Here is a 20,805-nt window from a genome sequence, read left to right on the forward strand (position 1 = left end):
AAACTCCAACTTATCGATTATTTAGGGTAGAGCGGCGGCAGGCTGCTGTCGCTTACCGGGTCCTGGACGCGCTCGGCGACCGGAATCGCGCGGATCGCCCGCCACAGTTCCTCACCCTGCCAATACTGGCCGCTTTCGCTGTAGAGCGCGCCATTGAGGCCATCCAGCGCATCGGACAGGGTGACGAAGCGCGCGGCCATGTCGGCCAGGGTTTCCGGTTGCTGCCGGGCCCAGGCATCCAGGGCCTGGCGGGTGGCCTGGGGATCGTTGGCCAAGCAGGTACGTTTGAGGTCGTCGAGCAGCGTCCGCGGGCTCGGGCCGGTCTGCGCGGTGCGGTGCACCGCCGGTTGCGAGCGGGCCCGCCACCACAGGCCGAAACCGAGCAGGGTGGAGCAGGCGAGGATCAGCGTGCTGAGCTTCCAGGCCCACAGCAGTGGCGGTTGCGGCGGCGCGTTGTTGACGGCGCTGGTCACCGGGGTGTCCACCGCCAGGCTTGGGTTGTTCGCCACTTGTAGGGTCCGCGCCGGCAAACTGCTGCGCTCCATATGGTCCTCATGGGTGTTCCACCAGAGCACTTCCACCGCCGGCAGGTCGAAACTGCCGCTGTGGGTCGGAACCAGCGCCTCACGTTCCTCGCGAGTGCCGATCAGGCCGCGTTCGCTGTTCTGGTTGCTCAGTTGCGCCTGGTCCGGGTAGCGCCGCAAGCCATTGATCGTGGTGGCCGGCAGCGGTGGCAGTTGCCCGCTGGAGAGCCCTTCGGCCTTGAGGGTCAGGTTGTGGGTCAGGGAATCGCCGACCTGGCTGTGGTCCGGTTCCGGGTTCCAGCTTTCGCTGAGGCTCAAGCTGCGGGCTGGCAGCCAGGGCGCTTCGGCCGGCCAGCTGGCGGGCTGCGGCTTGACCTGCAGGAGCAGGGGCGCGGAGCTGACGCGCATCAACTTGCCGGGCTTGGCGCCCTGGGGCACCTGGCCCTGGCTTTGATTCGGCTGGGCGTCCACCAGGGTCGCGGTAAACACCTGCGTGGGGATCGCCAGTTCGCCGCTGTGTTGTGGGTAGATCGCATAGCGCCACTCGATTACGCCATGGCGCACGCCATTGATCAGCTTTTCGTAAGTGCGCGACTCGCCCAACTGCTCGATACGGGCGTCGGCGATCTGCAACGGAGTGAGGCTGCTGTCGTCATACAGCGACACCGAGTGATAGATGCGCAGGGTCAGCACGGCCTGGGCCTGGACGTAGACGTTGTCCTGATCGAGGCTGGCGTCGATGAACACCGGCGCCAGGTTGCTGGCCGCTGCCTGGTCTTCGCCTTGCACCACTTGCAGGGTGATCGGCTCGCTGCTGAGTTCGCCCAGGTGCAGCTGCGGAATCACCACGCTGCCGTTTTCCTTTGGCGTCAGGGTGACGATCCAGCGTGTGGTGGCCTGGCTCTCGCCGCCCAGGGTGGTCAACTGGTTGACCTGGCGGGTGCCGCGCACTTCGAACTGCACGTCCAGCGGGGCCAGGTCGGGTTTGCCGAACTGGGTGACATCCTTCGATTCGAGGGTCAGCTCCACCGACTCGCCGGAGTTCAGGCGCGTACGGTCGACGCTGGCCAGCAAGCCCTCGGCCTGGGCCGACAGGTTCGCGCAGAGCAGCAGCGTAAGGAACAGGGAGAAGCGCAGGGTCATCGGGTCTTGTCCTGATGGAGCTGTTGTTCGTACCAGAATTTGCGCCGCAGCAATTCCCCCGGATCATCGGGGATCTGTCGCAGCCATTGTTCCAACGCCTGATGGCGTTCACCGTCGATGATCTCGGCGGCGGCCCGCAAGGGCGGGTGGGTGGTCTGTTCGTCGCCCAGCTCGCTGCCCGGTACCTCATTGCTGCCCGGCTGATTGCCCGCTTGCGCCGTTTGGGCGGCGGGCGGCTGATTGCCGGTCGGTGGGCTCTGCTCCTGGGGAGCGGATTGCACCGTGGTGGTACTGGACGAATTCGTCCCGGCCGGAGCCGATTGAGCGGCGTTTTGTTCGTTGCCGGTTTCGGCGGTGTCGGCGGGCTTGCTCGGCTCAGCCGGCGGCTTGGCCTGTTTTTCCCTGAGCAACTCTTCCACCAGTGTCCGGTTGCGCAACGCTGGTCGCAAGTCCGGCTGACGTTCCAGGGCCTGCTCATAGGCGTCCAGCGCGGCCTCCAGCTCGCCGCTGCGGGCCAGGGCGTTGCCACGATTGTAGTGGGCATTGGCATCGTCGCCTTCAGCAAACTTCTTCGCGGCGGCGCTGTAGTCGCCGGCTTCATAGAGGGCCAGGCCTTGCCATTGCGGATCTTCGAAATGCTGCGCGGCTTCGAGCGGGCGCTTTTGCTCCAGCAACTGCTGGCCCTGTTGGTCCGGTCGCAGCCACAGATCGCTCAGTTCAAAGGCCTGGCTCGGCTGCGGGAACAGGAAGAACAGCGGCAGGCAGAACAGCCAGCCACGCCGGCCGGCACAGGCGGCCAGCAGCAGGAGCGGCAGCAGCAGCCAGTAACCCTGGTCGGCCCAGCTGTCGAGTTGCACGGTCTGGCCGTCCTTGCGCAACTGCCGCGGGCCGTCCAGCAGGCCGAGGCTGCGCAGGTCGCTGTCGTCCAGGCGGGCCTGGCGGTAGCGGCCGCCGGTTTCGCCGGCAAAGTCCTTCAGACTCTGGCTGTCGAGATGAGGCACCAGGATCGTGCCCTGGGCGTCCTTGAGGAAGCCGCCGTTTTCCTGGGCCACCGGCGCGCCGTCGCGGGTGCCGATCCCAAGGATCAGCAGGCTGTGGGGCTTGCTGTCGAGGGCCTGGCGAATGCCTTGGCGTTCTTCTTCGCTGAGGGACGAACCGATCAGCAGCAAGCGACCCTGGCCCAGGGCGCCGCGTTCGAGCAGGCTCAGGGCCTTTTTTACCGCGAGGTCGGCGCGATGGCCGGCCTCGGGCATGATCGACGGCTTGATGGCGTCCAACAGATTGCGGCTGGTGCCCAGGTCATCGGACAGCGGCACCAGGGTGTGGGCACTGCCGGCGTAGACGATGATTGCCGTCTGCGAGTCGCTGCGGGCGCGCAACAGATCGAACAGTTTGCGTCGGGCCTGTTCCAGGCGGTTCGGCGGTGTATCGGTGGCAAGCATATCCGGCGTCAGTTCGAGCAGTACCACCAGTGGGTCCAAAGGTTTCTGGGTGGACTCTTCAACCCGTTGCCAGCTCGGCCCGAGCAGGGCCAGGGCCGCCAGGGTCCAGCCCAGGCCGAGGGCGATCCACGGCAGCTTGCTGTTGCTGCCGCTGCCGCCTTTGAGCAGCACCCGATGGAAGGCCGGCGGCAGGATCATCTGCCAGCGCCCGGCGCGTTTCTGTCGGTGCCAGAGTTGCCACAGCAACCAGCCGAGCAGAGGCAGGACCAGCAGCCAGGTGGGGCGGAACCAGTGGGGCCAGAGGGCTTCGATCATCGACGCCTCCGCAAGCGCAAACGCTCCAGGCGTTGGCGCCATTCCGGGCGCTGGGGCAGGAACTGTCGCCGTGCCAGCCAGCGTTGCAGCAGGTTGTCCGGCCAGCGTTCGCGAATCACCAGCAATACGCTGATCAGCAGTGCCAGGCTCAGCGGCCAGTGATACAGCGCCCGGGCGGGACGGGCCTGGGTCGGCTGCTGGGCGACAGGCTCAAGCTGGTCGAGGGTTTCCTTGACGGCTTGCAGTTCCTGGCCGTCGCGGGCACGGAAATAGCGACCGCCGGTGATGCTGGCGATGTCCTTCAGCGCCGGTTCGTCGAGGTCCATGCTCGGGTTCAGGCCGAGCATGCTCAGGGTCCCGGTTTGTTGCGGATCGGCACCGATGCCGATGGTATAGATCTTCACGCTTTCTTCGGCGGCCAGGCGCGCGGCGGTGATCGGATCGATTTCGCCACCGTTGTTGGCGCCGTCGGTGACCAGGATCAGCACCCGGCTTTGCGTCGGCCGCTGGCGCAGGCGCTTGATGGCCAGGCCAATGGCGTCGCCGATGGCGGTGTTCTTGCCGGCGATGCCGATTTTCGCTTCGTCCAGCCAGATGCGCACGGTGCGCCGGTCGAAGGTCAGCGGTGCCTGCACATAGGCTTTGCTGCCGAACAGGATCAGGCCCACGCGATCGCCTTCGCGATGTTCGAGAAAATCGCCGAGCAGGTGCTGGACCAGACTCAGGCGGCTGACGTCCTCGTCCTGCCAGCGCATATCGGGGTATTCCATGGAACCGGACAGGTCCACCGCCACCAGCAGGTCGCGACCGCTGGCGGCCACTGGCAAAGGCTCGCCCAACCATTGCGGACGTGCGGCGGCGGACAACAGCAGCAGCCAGAGCAGGATGTGGGGCAATTGCTGGCGCCAGCTCGGCAGGCTGACCCGGGCCCGGCGTCGGGCCAGGCTTTCCAGGTGGGCGAGAAAGCTGACCTTCAGCGCCGCTTCGCCACTGTCGGCTACTGGCAGCAGGATACGCATCAGCCAGGGCAGTGGCAGCAGGGCAAAGAGCCAGGGCCAGGCGAACTCAAACATGTTTGCGGATCCAGGTATCGATCGCCTGGTTCAACCCGGCGATGGCCTTGTCGTCGAGCTTGCATTCGGGCTTGTAGGCACCTTCCACCAGCACCATCCAACGGGTCAGGCCGGCGGCCGGGCAGCGGTTGTCGAGGAAGGCCAGCCATTTGCGGCCATTGAGGGTGTGGCTCTGGCTGTAGGGGTAATGGTTGCGGCACAGGCGCTTGAGCAGGCCGTTGAGTTGTTGCAGCCAGGCCCCGGCCGGTGCGCCGTCATAAGGTTTGGGCAACTGTGCGAGTTCCGCCAGGGCGGCCAGGCGCACCGGGTCCAGGGGCTGCTCGGCGCGGGCGACGGGGCGCTTGGCCGGGAGGAAACGGCGCAGGTACCAGAGCCCGATGGCCAGCAGCGGAATCAGCACCAGCAGCAGCCACCAGCCCGGGGCCGGTGGCCAGAAACCCTGGATCGGCGGGGTGATCAGCGGTTGCAGTTGCTCCAGGCTGCTCATGGCTGTTTCCCCGGTCGCTGAGGGTTCAGGTATTCGCGCAACTGCTCGACCATCTCGCTCTGGGTACTCAAGGGCATCAACAGCACCCGCAGTTTCTGCGCCAGCAGCTCCCAGCGGGCAATCCGCGCTTCGCCCTGGGCGCGGTAGGTCTGGCGCAGCTCCAGGTTGAGGGTGTCGAGTTCCAGTTGCGCGCCGCGTTCGGCGAAGCGCAGCAGGCCGGCGGCGGGGAGGGCGTGGTCGAGGGGGTCGGAGACCGGCAGCATCAGCAGGTCGCAATGGCGCGAGAGCAGGCTGAGCTGTTGCTCGGCGGCATCGCTCAAGGCCCGTTCGTCACAGATCACTATCACCAGGCTGCCGGGGCGCAGCACCTTGCGCGCGCGGATCAGCGCCAGGCCCAGGGCATTGGGCTCGGCGGCGGCTTCGGTGTGCAACGAGTGGTTGACCCGCACCAGGCGGTTGAGCAGTTGCAACAGGCTTTGCTTGCTGCGCCGCGGCTTGATTTCGTAGTGCTCGTTGTCGCCATAGACCAGGCCGCCGACCCGGTCGTTGTGGCCCAGGGCGGCCCAGCCGATCAGGCTTGCGGCCTGGGCGGCGAGCACCGACTTGAAGGTCAGCCCCGAGCCGAAGAACAGCTGGCGGCTCTGTTCCACGAGGATAAAGATCGGTCGTTCGCGCTCTTCGTGGAACAGCTTGGTGTGGGGCTCCTGGGTCCGGGCGGTGACACGCCAGTCGATGGTGCGCACATCGTCGCCGGCCTGGTAGACCCGCACCTGGTCGAAGTCCACTCCACGCCCACGCAGTTTCGAGTGGTGCAGGCCGATCAGCGGGCTGCGCTGGCTCGGGGTCGAGAACAGCTGCACTTCGCGCACGCGATGGCGCATCTCGATCAGTTCGGCGAGGGTGGTGCGGATGCCGGGTTCGGCGGGCAGGGGCGCGATCATGGTCCGGGTCAGGCGACGGCGACGACATCGAGGATGCGCTGCACCACCCGATCCTGGTCGATCCCGGCGGCTTCGGCCTCGAACGACAGGATGATGCGGTGACGCAGCACGTCGAACAGCACCGCCTGGATATCCTCGGGGCTGACAAAGTCGCGACCGGCCAGCCAGGCATGCGCCCGTGCGCAGCGGTCCAGGGCGATGGAACCGCGAGGGCTGGCGCCGTAGGCGATCCACTCGGCCATTTCCGGGTCGAACTTGGCCGGCGTACGGGTCGCCATCACCAGTTGCACCAGGTACTCCTCCACCGCATCGGCCATGTACAAACCTAGGATTTCCTTGCGGGCGGCGAAGATCGCCTGCTGGCTGACCCGGCGCTCGGGCTTGGTTTCGCCGTTCAGGGCTTCGCCCCGGGCCTGTTGCAGGATGCGCCGTTCGACCGCGGCATCGGGAAAACCGATCTTGACGTGCATCAGAAAACGGTCGAGCTGGGCTTCGGGCAGCGGGTAGGTGCCTTCCTGCTCGATGGGGTTCTGGGTCGCCATCACCAGGAACAACGGTGACAGGTCATAGGTACTGCGTCCGACGCTGACCTGGCGCTCGGCCATGGCTTCGAGCAGGGCCGACTGGACCTTGGCCGGGGCGCGGTTGATTTCATCCGCCAGCACCAGGTTATGGAAGATCGGGCCTTGCTGGAACACGAAGCTGCCGGTTTCCGGGCGATAGATCTCGGTGCCGGTGATGTCGGCGGGGAGCAGGTCGGGGGTGAACTGGATGCGATGGAACTGCGCTTCGATGCCTTCGGCCAACTCCTTGATGGCCTTGGTCTTGGCCAGGCCCGGGGCGCCTTCGACCAGCATGTGACCGTCGGCCAGCAGCGCGATCAACAGGCGCTCGACGAGCTTTTCCTGGCCGAGGATCTGCGCTGAGAGAAAGGTTCGCAGCGCAAGCAGCGCTTCACGATGTTCCATCGATGAGTGTTCCTGGAGAGGGTGGCCGGTGGCATTTAAATTAATGTCACGGCTGGGGGCGTTACTTTAATGCATCGGGGGGGCTGGCGACTAACGGCTATGGGGATTTTTATGGGTTTTGAGGAAAAGTCTTACCTTGTTTGGGTGGTGGCTCCTGCACGCAACGCCGCCCTGTGGGAGTTCCATCGGGCGGCGCGCGCTCGTGCTACGGATTATTTGGCCAGTGCGCAGCCATAGTCCTGGATCTCCCCGGCGGAGCCGCGGCTGAAGTCGGCCAGGCTCAACCGGTTCGCCAGCAACAGCAGGTCGCCGCCGGGCGCCACCACCAGGGCCAAGCCATAGTGGGACAGGCTGTCACCCTGTTGTCGGGCGTATTCGGCCAGTACCTTGAACGGGTTTTCCTGTATCAGGTCCTGGCCGTTCAGGCGTTTTGCCAGGTACCCGTGACCGTTCAGCTTGACCGCCAGTGGCTGCCACGCCTGGGTCACCTGCGGGGCCTGTTCGGCCAACTGTTGGTAGACCTCGGGGCGCAGGCAGGCGAGATGGATATGCAACTGGCCTTGGGAGCGGCCATACGGCGAGTTGATGGCCAATGACAGGAACTCATCCTTGATCGGTTTGCCGGCTTCGGCGGACAGGCGCCCGCGTTGTTGCCAGGCACTGGCGAAAAAGGCGTAGGCGTTGTCTTCGAGCAGCAGCGGACTTTCGATGCCGGTAATCCTGTCCGTCGGAATGGTCAGGTCGTGCGATGGGCCCTGGCGATCCTTGAGCAAGGCAACATGCTGCTGTAGATCGACCATCAGGCACGGCGCGGGGTTCTGCGAATTCTGCTGATGGGGCACGCATTGCTGGCTGACAATCTGCCAAAGCGCGTTGCCTTTACCGAGCCCCCAGATCAGCCAGGACCCTGCCGCCAGCACCGCGACCACCAACGCCAGCACTAAAACCTTCAGCCATTTGCTCATGCCACTTTCCCGATCAGAAGTAAAAACCGCCTCACTTTAAACCACTGTTTCGTGCTTTTTTGTGTCGGTTCTGATCGCAGATGTTTCAAGACGGGTCGGTGTCAGCCCAGTTCGCTGATATAGGTGCCGGTGCCGGCGAGAATATTTTTCAGGGTTTGTTCGACTTCAGCCAGGTCGGCCGTGGCGGTCTGGTGCTGGATTTCGAGGTGATCGTCGCCGTTGAGCGCGTCGGCATCGGCGGCGGCGATTTCGATCAGCAGGCGTGTGGCGCTCAGGGTGACCTTGATCCCGTCCAGGGTGGAGGGTTCGCCATCGAGGGTGATTTCCAGCTCATCCTCGTCGGGGTAGCGGGTCATCAGGAACATTTCACCCTTGTCGCTATGGCAGCAGAGCATCGCCATGTTGTCTTCTTCATCGTCGCAGGGGTTGGCGATGAGGTGGGCGGTACTGAGCTGCATGAGGGCGCGTCCTGTTTTGGCGGGGGAGCGGTATTTTGCCTGATTTTTCGGGGCTAAGTGGCTGAAAGGCTCGACGGGCGCTTTTTTTGCGGGGTGTTCGGCGGTTGTGGGAAATATCCTATGGAGTTTTCTATTGCTTCCATTTCTCAATCGGAATACTCGTATATACCTGTCATTTCTGACAGTAGACGATACCGATCGAAATCTTGATAATCACTGCCAAGCCGAGTTCCAGCGTTGTCCGGTTCAAGATTTTTCATAAAAATCTTTTAGCGGAGGATAAGGCCTTGAAAGTCTCGATCTTGATGTGCACCTATAACGGCCAGCGTTTTCTGGCTGAGCAGATCAACTCCTTTGAGCGTCAAAGCCATTTCAATTGGAGCTTGGCAATATCCGACGACGGCTCTACCGATGGAACCCTGGACGTCGTCCGTAGTTGTGCCAGTGACTGGCCGGAGGCGCGTCTTAAGGTTTTTTCCGGACCGAAGAAAGGATTTGCGGCCAACTTTCTCTCGTTGACCTGTCGTGCTGAAGTTCAGGCGGATTTTTACGCCTGGTCTGATCAGGACGATATCTGGAACGAGGACAAACTCGAAACGGCGTTGATGTGGCTGCAACGTGTGCCTGAGCAGGTCCCGGCGCTTTATTGTGGTCGCACACAATTGATCAGTGAGTTGGGGATCGCCGCCGGCCAGTCGCCGAAATTTTCCCAACCGCCGAAGTTTGCTAACGCCTTGGTACAGTGTATCGGCGGTGGCAATACGATGGTGTTCAATCATGCCGCCCGGGAGCTTCTGCGCGAGGCGGGCCCGCATATTTCCATCGTTTCCCATGACTGGTGGGCTTATCAACTGGTGTCCGGCGCCAAGGGCGGCGTGGTCTTTTACGATCACCATGCCAAGACGCTCTATCGTCAGCACAGGAGCAACCTGGTGGGCAGCAATGCTGGTTGGTACGCACGTCTTTATCGACTGTGGATGGTGCTCCATGGGCGCTTTCATGAATGGAGCTGGAAAAATATCCGAGCGCTGGAGGTGATGAGCCACCGCTTGGATAAGCAGAGTGTTGAAACCCTTTCAAACTTTAAAACGGCTCGCGATCAGCCACTGTTCCCTCGGCTTGCCGGTATTCGCCGTTCCGGCGTCTATCGACAGACACTTGGCGGCAATCTGGGACTGCTGTTTGCCGCCCTGATCAGAAAAATCTGAACGTTTTTTGTGAAGGGTTGTTTGTTTGGCTCGGCCGAGAGGTCGTCGTTTTTTGATTTTCAGAGGCATTGACCGCATGGATGAATTCACCAGCAGGTCGAAGGATATGTCGAGGGGCGTGTGGCGTCACCGAGGCCTCGCGTTGATGTTGGCGCGGCGTGACATTATCGGACGCTATCGCGGTTCGTTGTGGGGTGTTCTCAGGTCGTTGGTTTATCCTCTGTTTATGTTGGCTGTCTATTCTTTTGTCTTTGGTGGAATATTCAAGTTTAGTTGGGGAACCGGCAATCGTTCGATGTTGGAGTTTTCCCTGATTCTTTTTATTGGCATGATGGTCTTCAATCTGTTTTCTGAGTGCATCAGTCGGTCGCCGGGTGTGGTGCTGACCCATAGCAGCTATGTCAGGAAAGTCGTATTTCCTCTTGAAGTGCTGCCGGTGGTGTTGCTGGCGGGTGCGCTGTTTCAGTTTCTGGTCAATCTGTGTGTTTGGCTGTTGTTCTACGTCGTGTTTTTCCAACACCCACATTTGACTGCACTGCTGCTACCCCTGGTGATACTGCCTTTGCTGCTGTTTACCCTGGGGGTGTCCTGGGCCCTGGCGTCACTGGGGACTTACCTTCGCGATATCGGTCACCGAGTGGCTGCGCTAGTCACCGCGCTGTTGTTTCTGTCACCGATCTTTTATCCCGTCACGGCTTTACCTGGGCAACTCCAAGCGTTCATGTATCTGAATCCCCTGACCCAAGTGATTGAAAATGTCCGATTGGTATTGATTTCGGGCGGGCTGCCCGATCTCGGATCCTGGTGCCTGTCGTTGCTGGTCAGTGGCGTGGTTGCCTGGCTCGGTCTGGCTTTTTTCCAGAAAACCCGTGGAGGATTTGCCGATGTCCTCTGATATTGCCATTTGTGCTGAGGGGCTCAGCAAGTGTTATCCGATCTACAACAAAGCCAGTGATCGGCTCTTTCAAGTGCTGTCGCCGGGGCGAAAGGGGCGTTATCGGGAGCTGTGGGCGCTGAAGGATGTCTCGTTCGAGGTAAAAAGGGGCGAAGCCATTGGCATCGTTGGTCAAAAGGGTTCTGGCAAGTCAACCCTGCTGCAGCTGATTTATGGAACCTTGAGCCCTACCTCCGGAACTCTCCGTGTTCAGGGACGTGTTGCGGCACTGCTGGAGTTGGGGGCTGGCTTCAATGCTGAGTTCACCGGGCGTGAAAATGTCTATATAGCGGCTTCGCTGTATGGGCTGAGCCACGAGGAGATCAATCTGCGTTTTTCCGCGATTGCGGCCTTTGCGGATATCGGCGGGTTCATGGAGCAACCGCTCATGGCCTACTCGAGCGAAATGTATGTTCGTCTGGCTTTTGCGGTTATTGCCTACGTAGACGCCGATATCCTGGTGATTGACGAAGCCCTTTCCATGGGGGATGCCTGTTTTTTCCAGAAGTGCATGCGGTTTCTGCGCAAGTTCAAAGAAGAACATTCGCTGATTGTTGTCAGCCACGACACGGCGGCCATTATCGATCTGTGTGATCGGGTGATCTGGCTGGACCTCGGGGGAAAAAAGCAGGCGGGTCCGTCACAGTCGGTCTGCGAGGCGTATCTGGACGATTTATTTCGTTCGATGAATGACGAACTTGCGGAGCCGGTGATTGTTCATGCCGACGGGCATAAAAGCATGACCAAGCGCCAAGGCCATGATGGCTTGGAGTGGCGTGACCAGCGTGCCGGCACGATCAATTCAAATGACTTGGAAGTTTTCCGATTCGACCCACAGGCGCCTGGCGTAGACGCATTTGGTGGGGGCGACGCGCGCATTGTCGACGTCAGGTTCAACGACGCTTCGGGTGCCGGATTGACGTGGGTGCTGGGTGGTGAACGTGTCACGCTCTGCATCGATGCGCAGACCTTTGTTCCGCTGGAAGGCCCCATTATCGAGTTTCTTCTCAAGGATAGCTTGGGGCAGACGCTGTTCGGAGACAACACCTATATCAGTCAGATCGGCAAGGATCGTAGCGCCCCGGCGGACTCGCTGTTATCGGCGCAGTTCGAGTTCTTCATGCCTTGGCTGGCCAAGGGCGACTATGTGATTCAGGTCGTGATCGCCGACGGTGAACAACATGATCACAAACCCTTGCACTGGTGCCACGAAGCCCTGTTGATCAGGTCGCATCGTGATCCTGTGTCGACTGGAGTCATCGGCAGTCCGTTTATCACTATAAGTCTCAACGTGACGGGGCAATGAGGAATCTTATGCATCCGACCAAGAAAGAGTGTGACCAATGAGGGAGGGAATTAGAGATCTGTTTGAATCTATTGCCAGGCGAGATATCTGGTTGAGTTTTGCCCTGAGTGACACCCGTGCACGTTATGTACGCAGCACACTGGGTCCTTGGTGGATCACATTGGGCACTGCACTGGGGGTCATTGGTTTGGGCTTGGTGTGGAGCGCGGTCATGGGCGTTGATCTTCATACAATGTTGCCCAATCTTGCCGTGGGTTTGATTTTATGGTTCATGATTTCGGGGGTGATCTCGGAGTCATCGAATTGTTTTATCAATCAGTCAGCGATCATCAGGAATTACTCACTGCCGTTGTCATTGCACACCTTGCGTTTGCTGTCTAAGCATTTGATTAATTTTGCTCACAATGTGTCAATTGTATTGGTTGTGTTTTTTATATATGGCTTTCCAACGCTGGCCAATTTTGCCTGGGCGTTACTCGGTTTCCTGCTGGTGATACTGAATTTGTGGTGGATCTCCCTGTTGGTTGCCACGTTGGGCGCCAGGTTTAGAGACTTGGGACCTTCGATCGATGCATTAATGCCGGTTTTGTTTTTTTTGACACCGATTCTGTATAAGAAGTCCGATGTTGCTGCCTCCATCAGTTGGTTTGCCTATAACCCAATTGCCACTCTGTTCTCCTTGGTAAAGAATCCATTACTTTCGTTGCCTGTTGTCCCCTTTGATTACATGAGCATGGCTATTTTTAGCCTGGTCGGTTGGGTCTTGGCGATCGCGGTTTTTGGTCGACACAAAAAACATATTGTTTTCTGGATTTGATATGGCGTTGATAGAGTTGAAAGACCTTTCGTTGACCTTTCCGGTGATCACTGAAGCCGGCGCGTCACTGAGGAAACAGTTGGTGAAAATGAGTACCGGTGGTGTGATCTCCAGTGATCACTCGCACACGGTACATATTCAGGCGCTGAAAAATATCAACCTGACCCTTAACGATGGCGATCGAGTGGGGCTGATTGGTCATAACGGTTCTGGTAAAAGCACTCTGCTGAGAACCTTGGCAGGGATCTATATGCCTTCCAGTGGCACTCGATATTTGCAGGGTAGTGTCCAGGCATTGTTTGAGCTTGGGGTGGGTACTGATCATGAATTGTCGGGGAGAGCGAATATTGATCGTTTGGCCCGCTTGTACGGTTTTCCGTTAAGGAAAGTACAAGAGGATATTGTTGAGATTGAGGAGTTCTCCGGGTTGGGAGGATACCTCGACCTTCCGATACGGTCTTATTCTTCGGGTATGCAGTTGAGATTGATATTTGCGATATCGACACTTTATCCCAGTGATATTCTCCTGATTGATGAAGTGTTTGGCGTGGGTGACGAGGCGTTCCAGGAAAAAGCCAAGCAACGTATGGAAAATATTATGCAAAGCTCAAAAATTGTAGTGATGGCTTCCCACTCCAAGGAGTTGATTAACAAATTTTGTAATAAAACCATTAAACTTGAATCCGGTAGCGTTATTGAAATTGATTCGATTAAGGAGGGTTTATGAGTAAGGCCGCATTTCTCAGGATCGCCAAAGCTACCGCTTTTGAGCTGTTAAGTCCCTATGCTTGTCGGCTCGCCTTGGCGACGTTGCGCGAGCGTAAGTCTCCGGAAAATTTACCGTCGAGAGTGAAACTCGCCTACTACTCGTTCAAGGTCGCGAATGTCTTTCTTCCCTTGGCTTCGCTTATGCGCGAGCAGGAGAAGTCGGAAATTGAGCGTCCGCAGGTGTACGACGAGCATTTGCTTAATCTGATGGTTAACAGGGCTTATGATCTGCCTGAAGTACGGGTCAGCGATCAGGAACCGGTACGTATCAATGTGCTGGTGCCGGCCTTCACCATCAGCACTATTTCAGCGGGTTTTTTTGGTGTTTTTAATGTGGCGCTTTTTATTGCACAGCAAGGCTATCGTGTGCGGCTGGTGCTGTTTGATAATTTTTACTATGTCGAAGACGAGTTTCGTCGCGCGCTAAAAAAATTTCCCTCGATGGAGCGTTTATTCGAGTTGCTTGAAATTGAATATATTGGGTCGCGGATTGATCCGCTGCGGGTGTCACCCAGAGATAATTGTGTTGCCACTGTTTGGTACAGCGCCTATTTTGCAAACAAAATCGCGCTGTTAACCGGCGGTCGTCCTTTCTTATATCTGATTCAGGATTTTGAAGCAGCCTTTTATCCATTTAATAGTCAGTACTGTATTTCCAGGAACTCCTACGATTTTCACTATCATACCTTGTCGTCATCGAGCGCGTTGTTGAAGTACCTTGAAGTTAACGCCATTATTCCTCAGGGGCAATCTGTCAAGTCAATGAGCTTTGATAATGCTTACTCATCTTCAATCTACCCGGAAAATGAATTTCATCTGGAAAAACAGAAAGGTACCAAACGTTTTGTGTTTTATAGCCGCCCAGCGGTGAACAGGAATATGTTTGAAATGGCGGCGCTGGCCTTGATTGATGCGTTCAAGAAAGGTGCATTCGATGAGGGCGAGTGGGAGTTTTATGGGATGGGCATAGGGAACACAACGGTCCGATTGGCGGAGGGTGTAGAAGTGACCCAGTTGCCTAGATTGCCTTTGGATGAATATGAAGCGATCACCAAGACCTTTGATCTTTGCCTGACCTTGATGTCCTCGCCGCATCCCAGTTTGATTCCCATGGACCTTGCTGCCTCAGGCGCCATTGTGGTCACCAACACCTTTGAAACCAAGACGCCGGATTACCTGACGGGTATTTCAAAAAATATCATTCCGGCCCATCCCGACTTGTACCAACTGTCCTCGGCCATTATCGAGGGCGCCAAGCGAACCCAGGATACTGAGGCTCGGTATGAAAATGCGACGGTCAATTGGCCTAAGTCTTGGGCAGAAACTTGGACGGATCAGCATCGGAAGTTTATTCTGGAGGTTTTCAGTGATGCGCAATAAAAAAAGCCTTGAGGCGCGTCTCCAGGCGGTGGGTATTGAGTGTGGCTGCGATAAGGTGGTACCCCATCACTATCATCCGTTCTATGCGACTCACTTTCTGGGTTATGTCGATCGTCCATTCAAATTGCTGGAGATTGGTATCGGTGGCGAGGGGCTGGAGCTGGGCGGTGCTTCGTTACGGCTCTGGGCTGAGGTTTTTTCGTTGGCGGAAATCTATGGTTTGGATATTTACGACAAAAGTGCTTTGGACAGTGACAGAGTCAAGACATTTATCGTCGATCAGGGCGACGCGCTGGCCTTGAAGGAATTTGCGGAAAAACACGGTCCGTTTGACGTTGTCATTGACGATGGAAGCCACAAACGTTCCGATCAGTTGACCAGTTTGTTTACTCTTATTTCAAGCGTCGTTCCCGGTGGGTATTACGTCCTGGAGGATTATTTCACGTCGTATTGGCCGGTCTATGATGGGTCGACCTTGGCCAAGGATTTTCTGGATACGCCAGTGCGCTGGTTGAAACAGTCCATTGATATTATCAACAGGAGCAATCTGCTTTCTGAAGAGGTGAAAGCGTTGCTTCCCGATTGGGGCATTGAAGAGCTGCATGTGTACCCGGGTGTCGCTTTTTTGAGGAAGGGCATGCAGGCCATTCGTAGCGAAATACCGGGTGGCGACTTTTTTGAAAATCAGGTTGAACTGGATGAATTGAGGTATGGGAAATACAAGGTTCAATTTGTCGATCACGCCCGCGATCCGATGACCCATCTGGCGCTGCTGAATAAACTCAAGCAGGCGCTGGAGGATGAGATAGCCAGCATCAAGGGCTCTGACCGGCCGCAAAGCTGAGCCCGCCGACGCGGCCTGCCGTCCTGGCGGCCCTGGCTGAAAATGCCCCGCATCCCCCCGTACTACCAGCCAATGTCCGAATATGTCGCAGCACCGCAAGCAGCGGCGTTCGCGCACTCGTTAAGCTGCGCAACGGAGCGTCGCCCACGAAAATACAGCCTGTGCACCCGGCTGTTACCGTCGTGTGCGACTATCTTGAACGTGAATGTGACCCCTGGGTCGCGGCCAGCTTCATCAACCTGTCACTCTGTACTGCCCAGATTTACCCTGCAGAGTGATGCAGGTCCCCTTTTTCGGGGAAGAAAACGCGACGCTTCTCTCTATATAACAAGCCCAAGCGGAGTACCACAGATGGCGTTCTTCACCGCAGCCAGCAAAGCCGACTTCCAGCACCAACTGCAGGCGGCACTGGCGCAGCACATCAACGAACAGGCACTGCCACAAGTGGCGCTGTTCGCTGAGCAGTTCTTCGGCATCATTTCCCTGGACGAGCTGACCCAGCGCCGGCTCTCCGATCTCGCCGGCTGTACCCTCTCGGCCTGGCGTCTGCTGGAGCGTTTCGACCACACCCAGGCACAGGTTCGCGCCTACAACCCGGATTACGAGCGCCATGGCTGGCAGTCGACCCACACCGCCGTCGAGGTCCTGCACCCCGACCTGCCGTTCCTGGTCGACTCGGTCCGCACTGAACTGAACCGCCGCGGCTACAGCATCCACACCCTGCAAACCACCGTGCTGAGCGTGCGTCGCGGCAGCAAGGGCGAGTTGCTCGAAGTCCTGCCCAAGGGCACCCAGGGCGAGGGGATCGACAAAGAATCCTTGATGTACCTGGAAATCGATCGCTGCGCCAACGCCGCCGAACTGAGTGTGCTGTCCAAGGAGCTGGAACAGGTCCTGACCGAAGTGCGGATCGCGGTCGCCGACTTCGAACCGATGAAGACCAAGGTCCAGGACCTGCTGGCCGGTATCGACGCCAGCCAGTTCGCCATCGACCCGGAAGAAAAGGTCGAGATCAAGACCTTCCTGCAGTGGCTGGTGAACAACCATTTCACCTTCCTCGGCTACGAAGAGTTCGTGGTCCGTGACGAGCAGGACGGCGGGCATATCGAATATGACCCCAACTCCTTCCTCGGCCTGACCAAATTGCTGCGCGCCGGCCTGACCCCCGACGACACCCGCATCGAAGACTACGCCGTCAACTACCTGCGTGAACCGACGCCACTGTCGTTCGCCAAGGCCGCGCACCCGAGCCGTGTGCACCGCAATGCCTACCCCGACTATGTCTCGATCCGTGAGATCGACGCCGCCGGCAACGTCATCAAGGAATGCCGCTTCATGGGCCTCTACACCTCTTCGGTGTACGGCGAAAGCGTGCGAGTGATCCCTTACATCAGCCGCAAGGTCGCCGAAGTCGAGCGCCGTTCGGGCTTCCAGGCCAAGGCCCACCTGGGCAAGGAACTGGCCCAGGTCCTCGAAGTGCTGCCCCGCGACGATCTGTTCCAGACCCCGGTGGATGAGCTGTTCAACACCGTGATGTCGATCGTGCAGATCCAGGAACGCAACAAGATCCGCGTGTTCCTGCGCAAGGACCCGTACGGCCGCTTCTGCTACTGCCTGGCCTACGTGCCGCGTGATGTCTACTCCACCGAAGTGCGGCAGAAGATCCAGCAAGTGCTGATGGATCGCCTGAAAGCCAGCGACTGCGAGTTCTGGACCTTCTTCTCCGAGTCCGTGCTGGCCCGTGTGCAACTGATCCTGCGGGTCGACCCGAAGAACCGTCTCGATATCGACCCGCTGCAACTGGAAAACGAAGTGATCCAGGCCTGCCGCAGCTGGCAGGACGACTACAAGAGCCTGGTGGTCGAAGGCTTCGGCGAGGCCCAGGGCACCAACGTGCTGACGGACTTCCCGAAAGGCTTCCCGGCCGGCTACCGCGAGCGCTTTGCCGCGCACTCGGCCGTGGTCGACATGCAGCACCTGCTGAGCCTGAGCGACAGCAATCCGCTGGTGATGAGCTTCTACCAGCCGCTGGGCCACGTCTCCGGCCAGCGCGAGCTGCATTGCAAGCTGTATCATGCCGATACGCCGCTGGCCCTGTCCGACGTCTTGCCGATCCTGGAAAACCTCGGCCTGCGCGTGCTTGGCGAGTTCCCGTATCGCCTGCGGCACAACAACGGTCGCGAGTTCTGGATCCATGACTTCGCCTTCACCGCCGCCGAAGGCCTGGACCTGGATATCCAGCAGCTCAACGACACCTTGCAGGACGCCTTCGTCCACATCGTCCGTGGCGATGCCGAGAACGATGCGTTCAACCGCCTGGTGCTGACCGCCGGCCTGCCATGGCGCGACGTGGCGCTGCTGCGTGCCTACGCCCGTTACCTGAAGCAGATCCGCCTGGGCTTCGACCTGGGTTACATCGCCAGCACCCTGAACAACCACACCGACATCGCCCGCGAGTTGACCCGGTTGTTCAAGACCCGTTTCTACCTGGCCCGCAAGCTCAGCGTCGAAGACCTCGACGACAAGCAGCTGCGCCTGGAGCACGCGATCCTGTCTGCCCTGGACGACGTCCAGGTGCTGAACGAAGACCGCATCCTGCGTCGCTACCTTGATCTGATCAAGGCGACCCTGCGGACCAACTTCTACCAGACCGACGCCAACGGCCAGAACAAGTCGTACTTCAGCTTCAAGTTCAACCCACACGCGATTCCCGAGCTGCCCAAGCCGGTACCGAAGTTCGAAATCTTCGTCTACTCGCCACGGGTCGAGGGTGTGCACCTGCGTTTCGGCAACGTCGCCCGCGGCGGCCTGCGCTGGTCGGACCGTGAAGAAGACTACCGCACCGAAGTCCTGGGCCTGGTAAAAGCCCAGCAAGTGAAAAACTCGGTGATCGTGCCGGTGGGGGCGAAGGGTGGCTTCCTGCCGCGTCGCCTGCCACTGGGCGGCGGCCGTGACGAGATCGCGGCCGAGGGCATCGCGTGCTACCGCATCTTCATCTCGGGCCTGTTGGACATCACCGACAACCTGAAAGACGGCGCCCTGGTACCGCCGGCCAACGTCGTGCGTCATGACCACGATGACCCCTACCTGGTGGTGGCGGCGGACAAGGGCACCGCGACCTTCTCCGACATCGCCAACGGCATTGCCATCGACTACGGCTTCTGGCTCGGCGACGCCTTCGCCTCCGGCGGCTCGGCCGGTTACGACCACAAGAAGATGGGCATCACCGCCAAGGGCGCGTGGGTCGGCGTACAGCGCCACTTCCGTGAACGTGGCATCAATGTCCAGGAAGACAGCATCACCGTGGTGGGCGTCGGCGACATGGCCGGCGACGTGTTCGGCAACGGCCTGTTGATGTCCGACAAGCTCAAGCTGGTCGCGGCCTTCAACCACCTGCACATCTTCATCGACCCGAACCCGGAGCCTGCCAGCAGCTTCGCCGAGCGCCAGCGCCTGTTCGACCTGCCGCGTTCGGCCTGGTCGGACTACGACGTCAGCCTCATGTCCGAAGGCGGCGGCATCTTCTCGCGCAGCGCGAAGAGCATCGCGATTTCCCCGCAGATGAAAGAGCGCTTCGACATCGGCGCCGACAAGCTGACCCCGACCGAGCTGCTCAATGCCTTGCTCAAGGCGCCGGTGGATCTGTTGTGGAACGGCGGTATCGGTACCTACGTCAAGGCCAGCAGCGAAAGCCACGCCGATGTCGGCGACAAGGCCAACGATGCACTGCGCGTCAACGGTAACGAACTGCGCTGCAAGGTCGTGGGAGAGGGCGGTAACCTGGGCATGACCCAGCTCGGTCGCGTCGAGTTCGGCCTCAATGGCGGCGGTTCCAACACCGACTTCATCGACAACGCCGGTGGCGTGGACTGCTCCGACCACGAAGTGAATATCAAGATCCTGCTCAACGAAGTCGTGCAGGCCGGCGATATGACCGAGAAGCAGCGCAATCAGCTGCTGGGCAGCATGACCGACGAAGTCGGCGGCCTGGTCCTCGGCAACAACTACAAGCAGACCCAGGCCCTGTCCCTGGCGGCCCGTCGCGCAGTCGAGCGGATCGCCGAGTACAAGCGCCTGATGGGTGACCTGGAAGCCCGTGGCAAGCTGGACCGGGCCATCGAGTTCCTGCCGTCGGAAGAGCAACTGGTCGAGCGCGTCGCGGCAGGCCAGGGCCTGACCCGTGCCGAGCTGTCGGTGCTGATCTCCTACAGCAAGATCGACCTCAAGGCGGCGTTGCTCGAGTCCAAGGTACCGGACGACGAGTACCTGACCCGCGACATGGAAACCGCGTTCCCACCGATGCTGGTGAGCAAGTTCGCCGACGCCATGCGCCGTCACCGCCTCAAGCGCGAGATTGTCAGCACCCAGATCGCCAACGACCTGGTCAACCACATGGGCATCACCTTCGTGCAGCGTCTGAAGGAGTCCACTGGCATGAGCCCGGCGAACGTGGCCGGTGCTTATGTGATCGTGCGTGACATCTTCCACCTCCCGCACTGGTTCCGTCAGATCGAAGCCCTGGACTACAAGGTTTCGGCCGAGACCCAGCTGGAGCTGATGGACGAGCTGATGCGCCTGGGCCGTCGTGCCACGCGCTGGTTCCTGCGCAGCCGTCGCAACGAGCAGGATGCTGCCCGTGATGTCGCGCACTTTGGTCCACACCTGGCGGCGCTGGGTCTCAAGCTCGACGAACTGCTGGAAGGCCCGACCCGGGAAGTCTGGCAGGCGCGTTACCAGGCTTATGTCCAGGCCGGTGTGCCGGAGTTGCTGGCGCGTATGGTGGCCGGTACCACGCACCTGTACACCCTGTTGCCGATCATCGAGGCCGCCGACGTTTCCGGCCACGATGCCGCCGAAGTGGCCAAGGCCTACTTCGCGGTGGGCAGTGAGCTGGACCTGACCTGGTACTCCCAGCAGATCAGCGACCTGCGGGTGAGCAACAACTGGCAGGCCCAGGCCCGTGAAACCTTCCGCGACGATGTGGACTGGCAGCAACGTGCGATCACCATCTCGGTGCTGAAACTGGCCGATGCGCCGCAAGACATGGAAGCTCGTGTGGCTCTGTGGCTTGAGCGCAACACGAGCATGGCCGAGCGCTGGCGTTCGATGCTGGTGGAAATCCGTGCCGCCAGCGGCACCGACTACGCCATGTACGCGGTGGCCAACCGTGAACTGATGGACCTGGCGTTGAGCGGTCAGTCGGGGCTGTAATCGACTGATAGCGTTGCGCTG

Annotated in this window: 16 protein-coding genes; 8 read left to right on the forward strand and 8 right to left on the reverse strand. The window is 59.6% G+C overall.

The annotated features are described in order from the left end of the window. Positions 1-17: 17 nt before the first annotated feature. From AC07T0_RS22145 to AC07T0_RS22180, 8 genes are all read right to left on the reverse strand, one after another. The gene (locus tag AC07T0_RS22145; protein WP_495003193.1) at positions 18-1,667 is read right to left on the reverse strand and encodes a BatD family protein; all 1,650 of its coding nucleotides are present in this window, start codon (positions 1,665-1,667) and stop codon (positions 18-20) included. Beyond that, entirely contained in the window at positions 1,664-3,421 is a 1,758-nt protein-coding gene (locus tag AC07T0_RS22150) for a tetratricopeptide repeat protein (protein ID WP_495003233.1), read from the reverse strand. The genes AC07T0_RS22145 and AC07T0_RS22150 overlap by 4 nt, the downstream gene beginning before the upstream one ends. Beyond that, positions 3,421-4,497, reverse strand: coding sequence for a vWA domain-containing protein (locus AC07T0_RS22155; RefSeq protein WP_495003194.1), 1,077 nt, complete (start codon positions 4,495-4,497; stop codon positions 3,421-3,423). Before AC07T0_RS22155 ends, AC07T0_RS22150 begins: the two co-directional genes overlap by 1 nt. After that, positions 4,490-4,984, reverse strand: coding sequence for a DUF4381 domain-containing protein (locus AC07T0_RS22160; protein WP_495003195.1), 495 nt, complete (start codon positions 4,982-4,984; stop codon positions 4,490-4,492). Before AC07T0_RS22160 ends, AC07T0_RS22155 begins: the two co-directional genes overlap by 8 nt. Continuing rightward, complete coding sequence (locus AC07T0_RS22165) at positions 4,981-5,925, reverse strand: DUF58 domain-containing protein (RefSeq protein ID WP_248797374.1); 945 nt, start codon at positions 5,923-5,925, stop codon at positions 4,981-4,983. The genes AC07T0_RS22160 and AC07T0_RS22165 overlap by 4 nt, the downstream gene beginning before the upstream one ends. A gap of 8 nt (positions 5,926-5,933) precedes the next feature. After that, a complete protein-coding gene (locus tag AC07T0_RS22170; RefSeq protein ID WP_100942931.1) occupies positions 5,934-6,893 on the reverse strand; it encodes an AAA family ATPase in 960 nt (319 codons plus the stop codon). A 212-nt stretch (positions 6,894-7,105) separates the two neighbouring features. Next, a complete protein-coding gene (locus tag AC07T0_RS22175; RefSeq protein ID WP_495003196.1) occupies positions 7,106-7,858 on the reverse strand; it encodes a CDP-diacylglycerol diphosphatase in 753 nt (250 codons plus the stop codon). Positions 7,859-7,959: 101 nt separating this feature from the next. Further along, positions 7,960-8,316, reverse strand: coding sequence for a hypothetical protein (locus AC07T0_RS22180; protein WP_495003197.1), 357 nt, complete (start codon positions 8,314-8,316; stop codon positions 7,960-7,962). A 287-nt stretch (positions 8,317-8,603) separates the two neighbouring features. Here AC07T0_RS22180 and AC07T0_RS22185 point away from each other — a divergent pair, with 287 nt between their 5' ends. The 8 genes from AC07T0_RS22185 to AC07T0_RS22220 all read left to right on the forward strand — a co-directional run bounded on the left by AC07T0_RS22185 (position 8,604) and on the right by AC07T0_RS22220 (position 20,784). Next, the gene (locus AC07T0_RS22185) at positions 8,604-9,524 is read left to right on the forward strand and encodes a glycosyltransferase family 2 protein (protein ID WP_495003198.1); all 921 of its coding nucleotides are present in this window, start codon (positions 8,604-8,606) and stop codon (positions 9,522-9,524) included. 76 nt (positions 9,525-9,600) lie between these two features. Next, complete coding sequence (locus AC07T0_RS22190) at positions 9,601-10,419, forward strand: ABC transporter permease (protein ID WP_495003199.1); 819 nt, start codon at positions 9,601-9,603, stop codon at positions 10,417-10,419. Then, on the forward strand, positions 10,409-11,764 hold the full coding sequence (locus AC07T0_RS22195) for an ABC transporter ATP-binding protein (RefSeq protein ID WP_495003200.1): 1,356 nt from the start codon (positions 10,409-10,411) through the stop codon (positions 11,762-11,764). Before AC07T0_RS22190 ends, AC07T0_RS22195 begins: the two co-directional genes overlap by 11 nt. A gap of 37 nt (positions 11,765-11,801) precedes the next feature. Further along, complete coding sequence (locus tag AC07T0_RS22200) at positions 11,802-12,581, forward strand: ABC transporter permease (RefSeq protein ID WP_495003201.1); 780 nt, start codon at positions 11,802-11,804, stop codon at positions 12,579-12,581. Position 12,582: 1 nt separating this feature from the next. Continuing rightward, the gene (locus AC07T0_RS22205) at positions 12,583-13,308 is read left to right on the forward strand and encodes an ABC transporter ATP-binding protein (RefSeq protein ID WP_495003202.1); all 726 of its coding nucleotides are present in this window, start codon (positions 12,583-12,585) and stop codon (positions 13,306-13,308) included. Next, entirely contained in the window at positions 13,305-14,729 is a 1,425-nt protein-coding gene (locus tag AC07T0_RS22210) for a rhamnosyltransferase WsaF family glycosyltransferase (RefSeq protein ID WP_495003203.1), read from the forward strand. Before AC07T0_RS22205 ends, AC07T0_RS22210 begins: the two co-directional genes overlap by 4 nt. Continuing rightward, positions 14,719-15,573, forward strand: a complete 855-nt coding sequence (locus tag AC07T0_RS22215) for a hypothetical protein (RefSeq protein WP_495003204.1) — start codon at positions 14,719-14,721, stop codon at positions 15,571-15,573. Before AC07T0_RS22210 ends, AC07T0_RS22215 begins: the two co-directional genes overlap by 11 nt. A gap of 351 nt (positions 15,574-15,924) precedes the next feature. Further along, complete coding sequence (locus AC07T0_RS22220; RefSeq protein ID WP_495003205.1) at positions 15,925-20,784, forward strand: NAD-glutamate dehydrogenase; 4,860 nt, start codon at positions 15,925-15,927, stop codon at positions 20,782-20,784. Positions 20,785-20,805: the final 21 nt, after the last annotated feature.

The organism is Pseudomonas sp. GW821-FHT04D07, from assembly GCF_059420225.1.

What these genes read in the sequence shown, in the direction of transcription:
- AC07T0_RS22145 (WP_495003193.1), bottom strand. Translation starts at nt 1,667, where the DNA reads ATGACCCTGCGCTTCTCCCTGTTCCTTACGCTGCTGCTCTGCGCGAAC.
- AC07T0_RS22155 (WP_495003194.1), bottom strand. Translation starts at nt 4,497, where the DNA reads ATGTTTGAGTTCGCCTGGCCCTGGCTCTTTGCCCTGCTGCCACTGCCC.
- AC07T0_RS22160 (WP_495003195.1), bottom strand. Translation starts at nt 4,984, where the DNA reads ATGAGCAGCCTGGAGCAACTGCAACCGCTGATCACCCCGCCGATCCAG.
- AC07T0_RS22165 (WP_248797374.1), bottom strand. Translation starts at nt 5,925, where the DNA reads ATGATCGCGCCCCTGCCCGCCGAACCCGGCATCCGCACCACCCTCGCC.
- AC07T0_RS22170 (WP_100942931.1), bottom strand. Translation starts at nt 6,893, where the DNA reads ATGGAACATCGTGAAGCGCTGCTTGCGCTGCGAACCTTTCTCTCAGCG.
- AC07T0_RS22175 (WP_495003196.1), bottom strand. Translation starts at nt 7,858, where the DNA reads ATGAGCAAATGGCTGAAGGTTTTAGTGCTGGCGTTGGTGGTCGCGGTG.
- AC07T0_RS22180 (WP_495003197.1), bottom strand. Translation starts at nt 8,316, where the DNA reads ATGCAGCTCAGTACCGCCCACCTCATCGCCAACCCCTGCGACGATGAA.
- AC07T0_RS22190 (WP_495003199.1), top strand. Translation starts at nt 9,601, where the DNA reads ATGGATGAATTCACCAGCAGGTCGAAGGATATGTCGAGGGGCGTGTGG.
- AC07T0_RS22195 (WP_495003200.1), top strand. Translation starts at nt 10,409, where the DNA reads ATGTCCTCTGATATTGCCATTTGTGCTGAGGGGCTCAGCAAGTGTTAT.
- AC07T0_RS22200 (WP_495003201.1), top strand. Translation starts at nt 11,802, where the DNA reads ATGAGGGAGGGAATTAGAGATCTGTTTGAATCTATTGCCAGGCGAGAT.
- AC07T0_RS22205 (WP_495003202.1), top strand. Translation starts at nt 12,583, where the DNA reads ATGGCGTTGATAGAGTTGAAAGACCTTTCGTTGACCTTTCCGGTGATC.
- AC07T0_RS22210 (WP_495003203.1), top strand. Translation starts at nt 13,305, where the DNA reads ATGAGTAAGGCCGCATTTCTCAGGATCGCCAAAGCTACCGCTTTTGAG.
- AC07T0_RS22215 (WP_495003204.1), top strand. Translation starts at nt 14,719, where the DNA reads ATGCGCAATAAAAAAAGCCTTGAGGCGCGTCTCCAGGCGGTGGGTATT.
- AC07T0_RS22220 (WP_495003205.1), top strand. Translation starts at nt 15,925, where the DNA reads ATGGCGTTCTTCACCGCAGCCAGCAAAGCCGACTTCCAGCACCAACTG.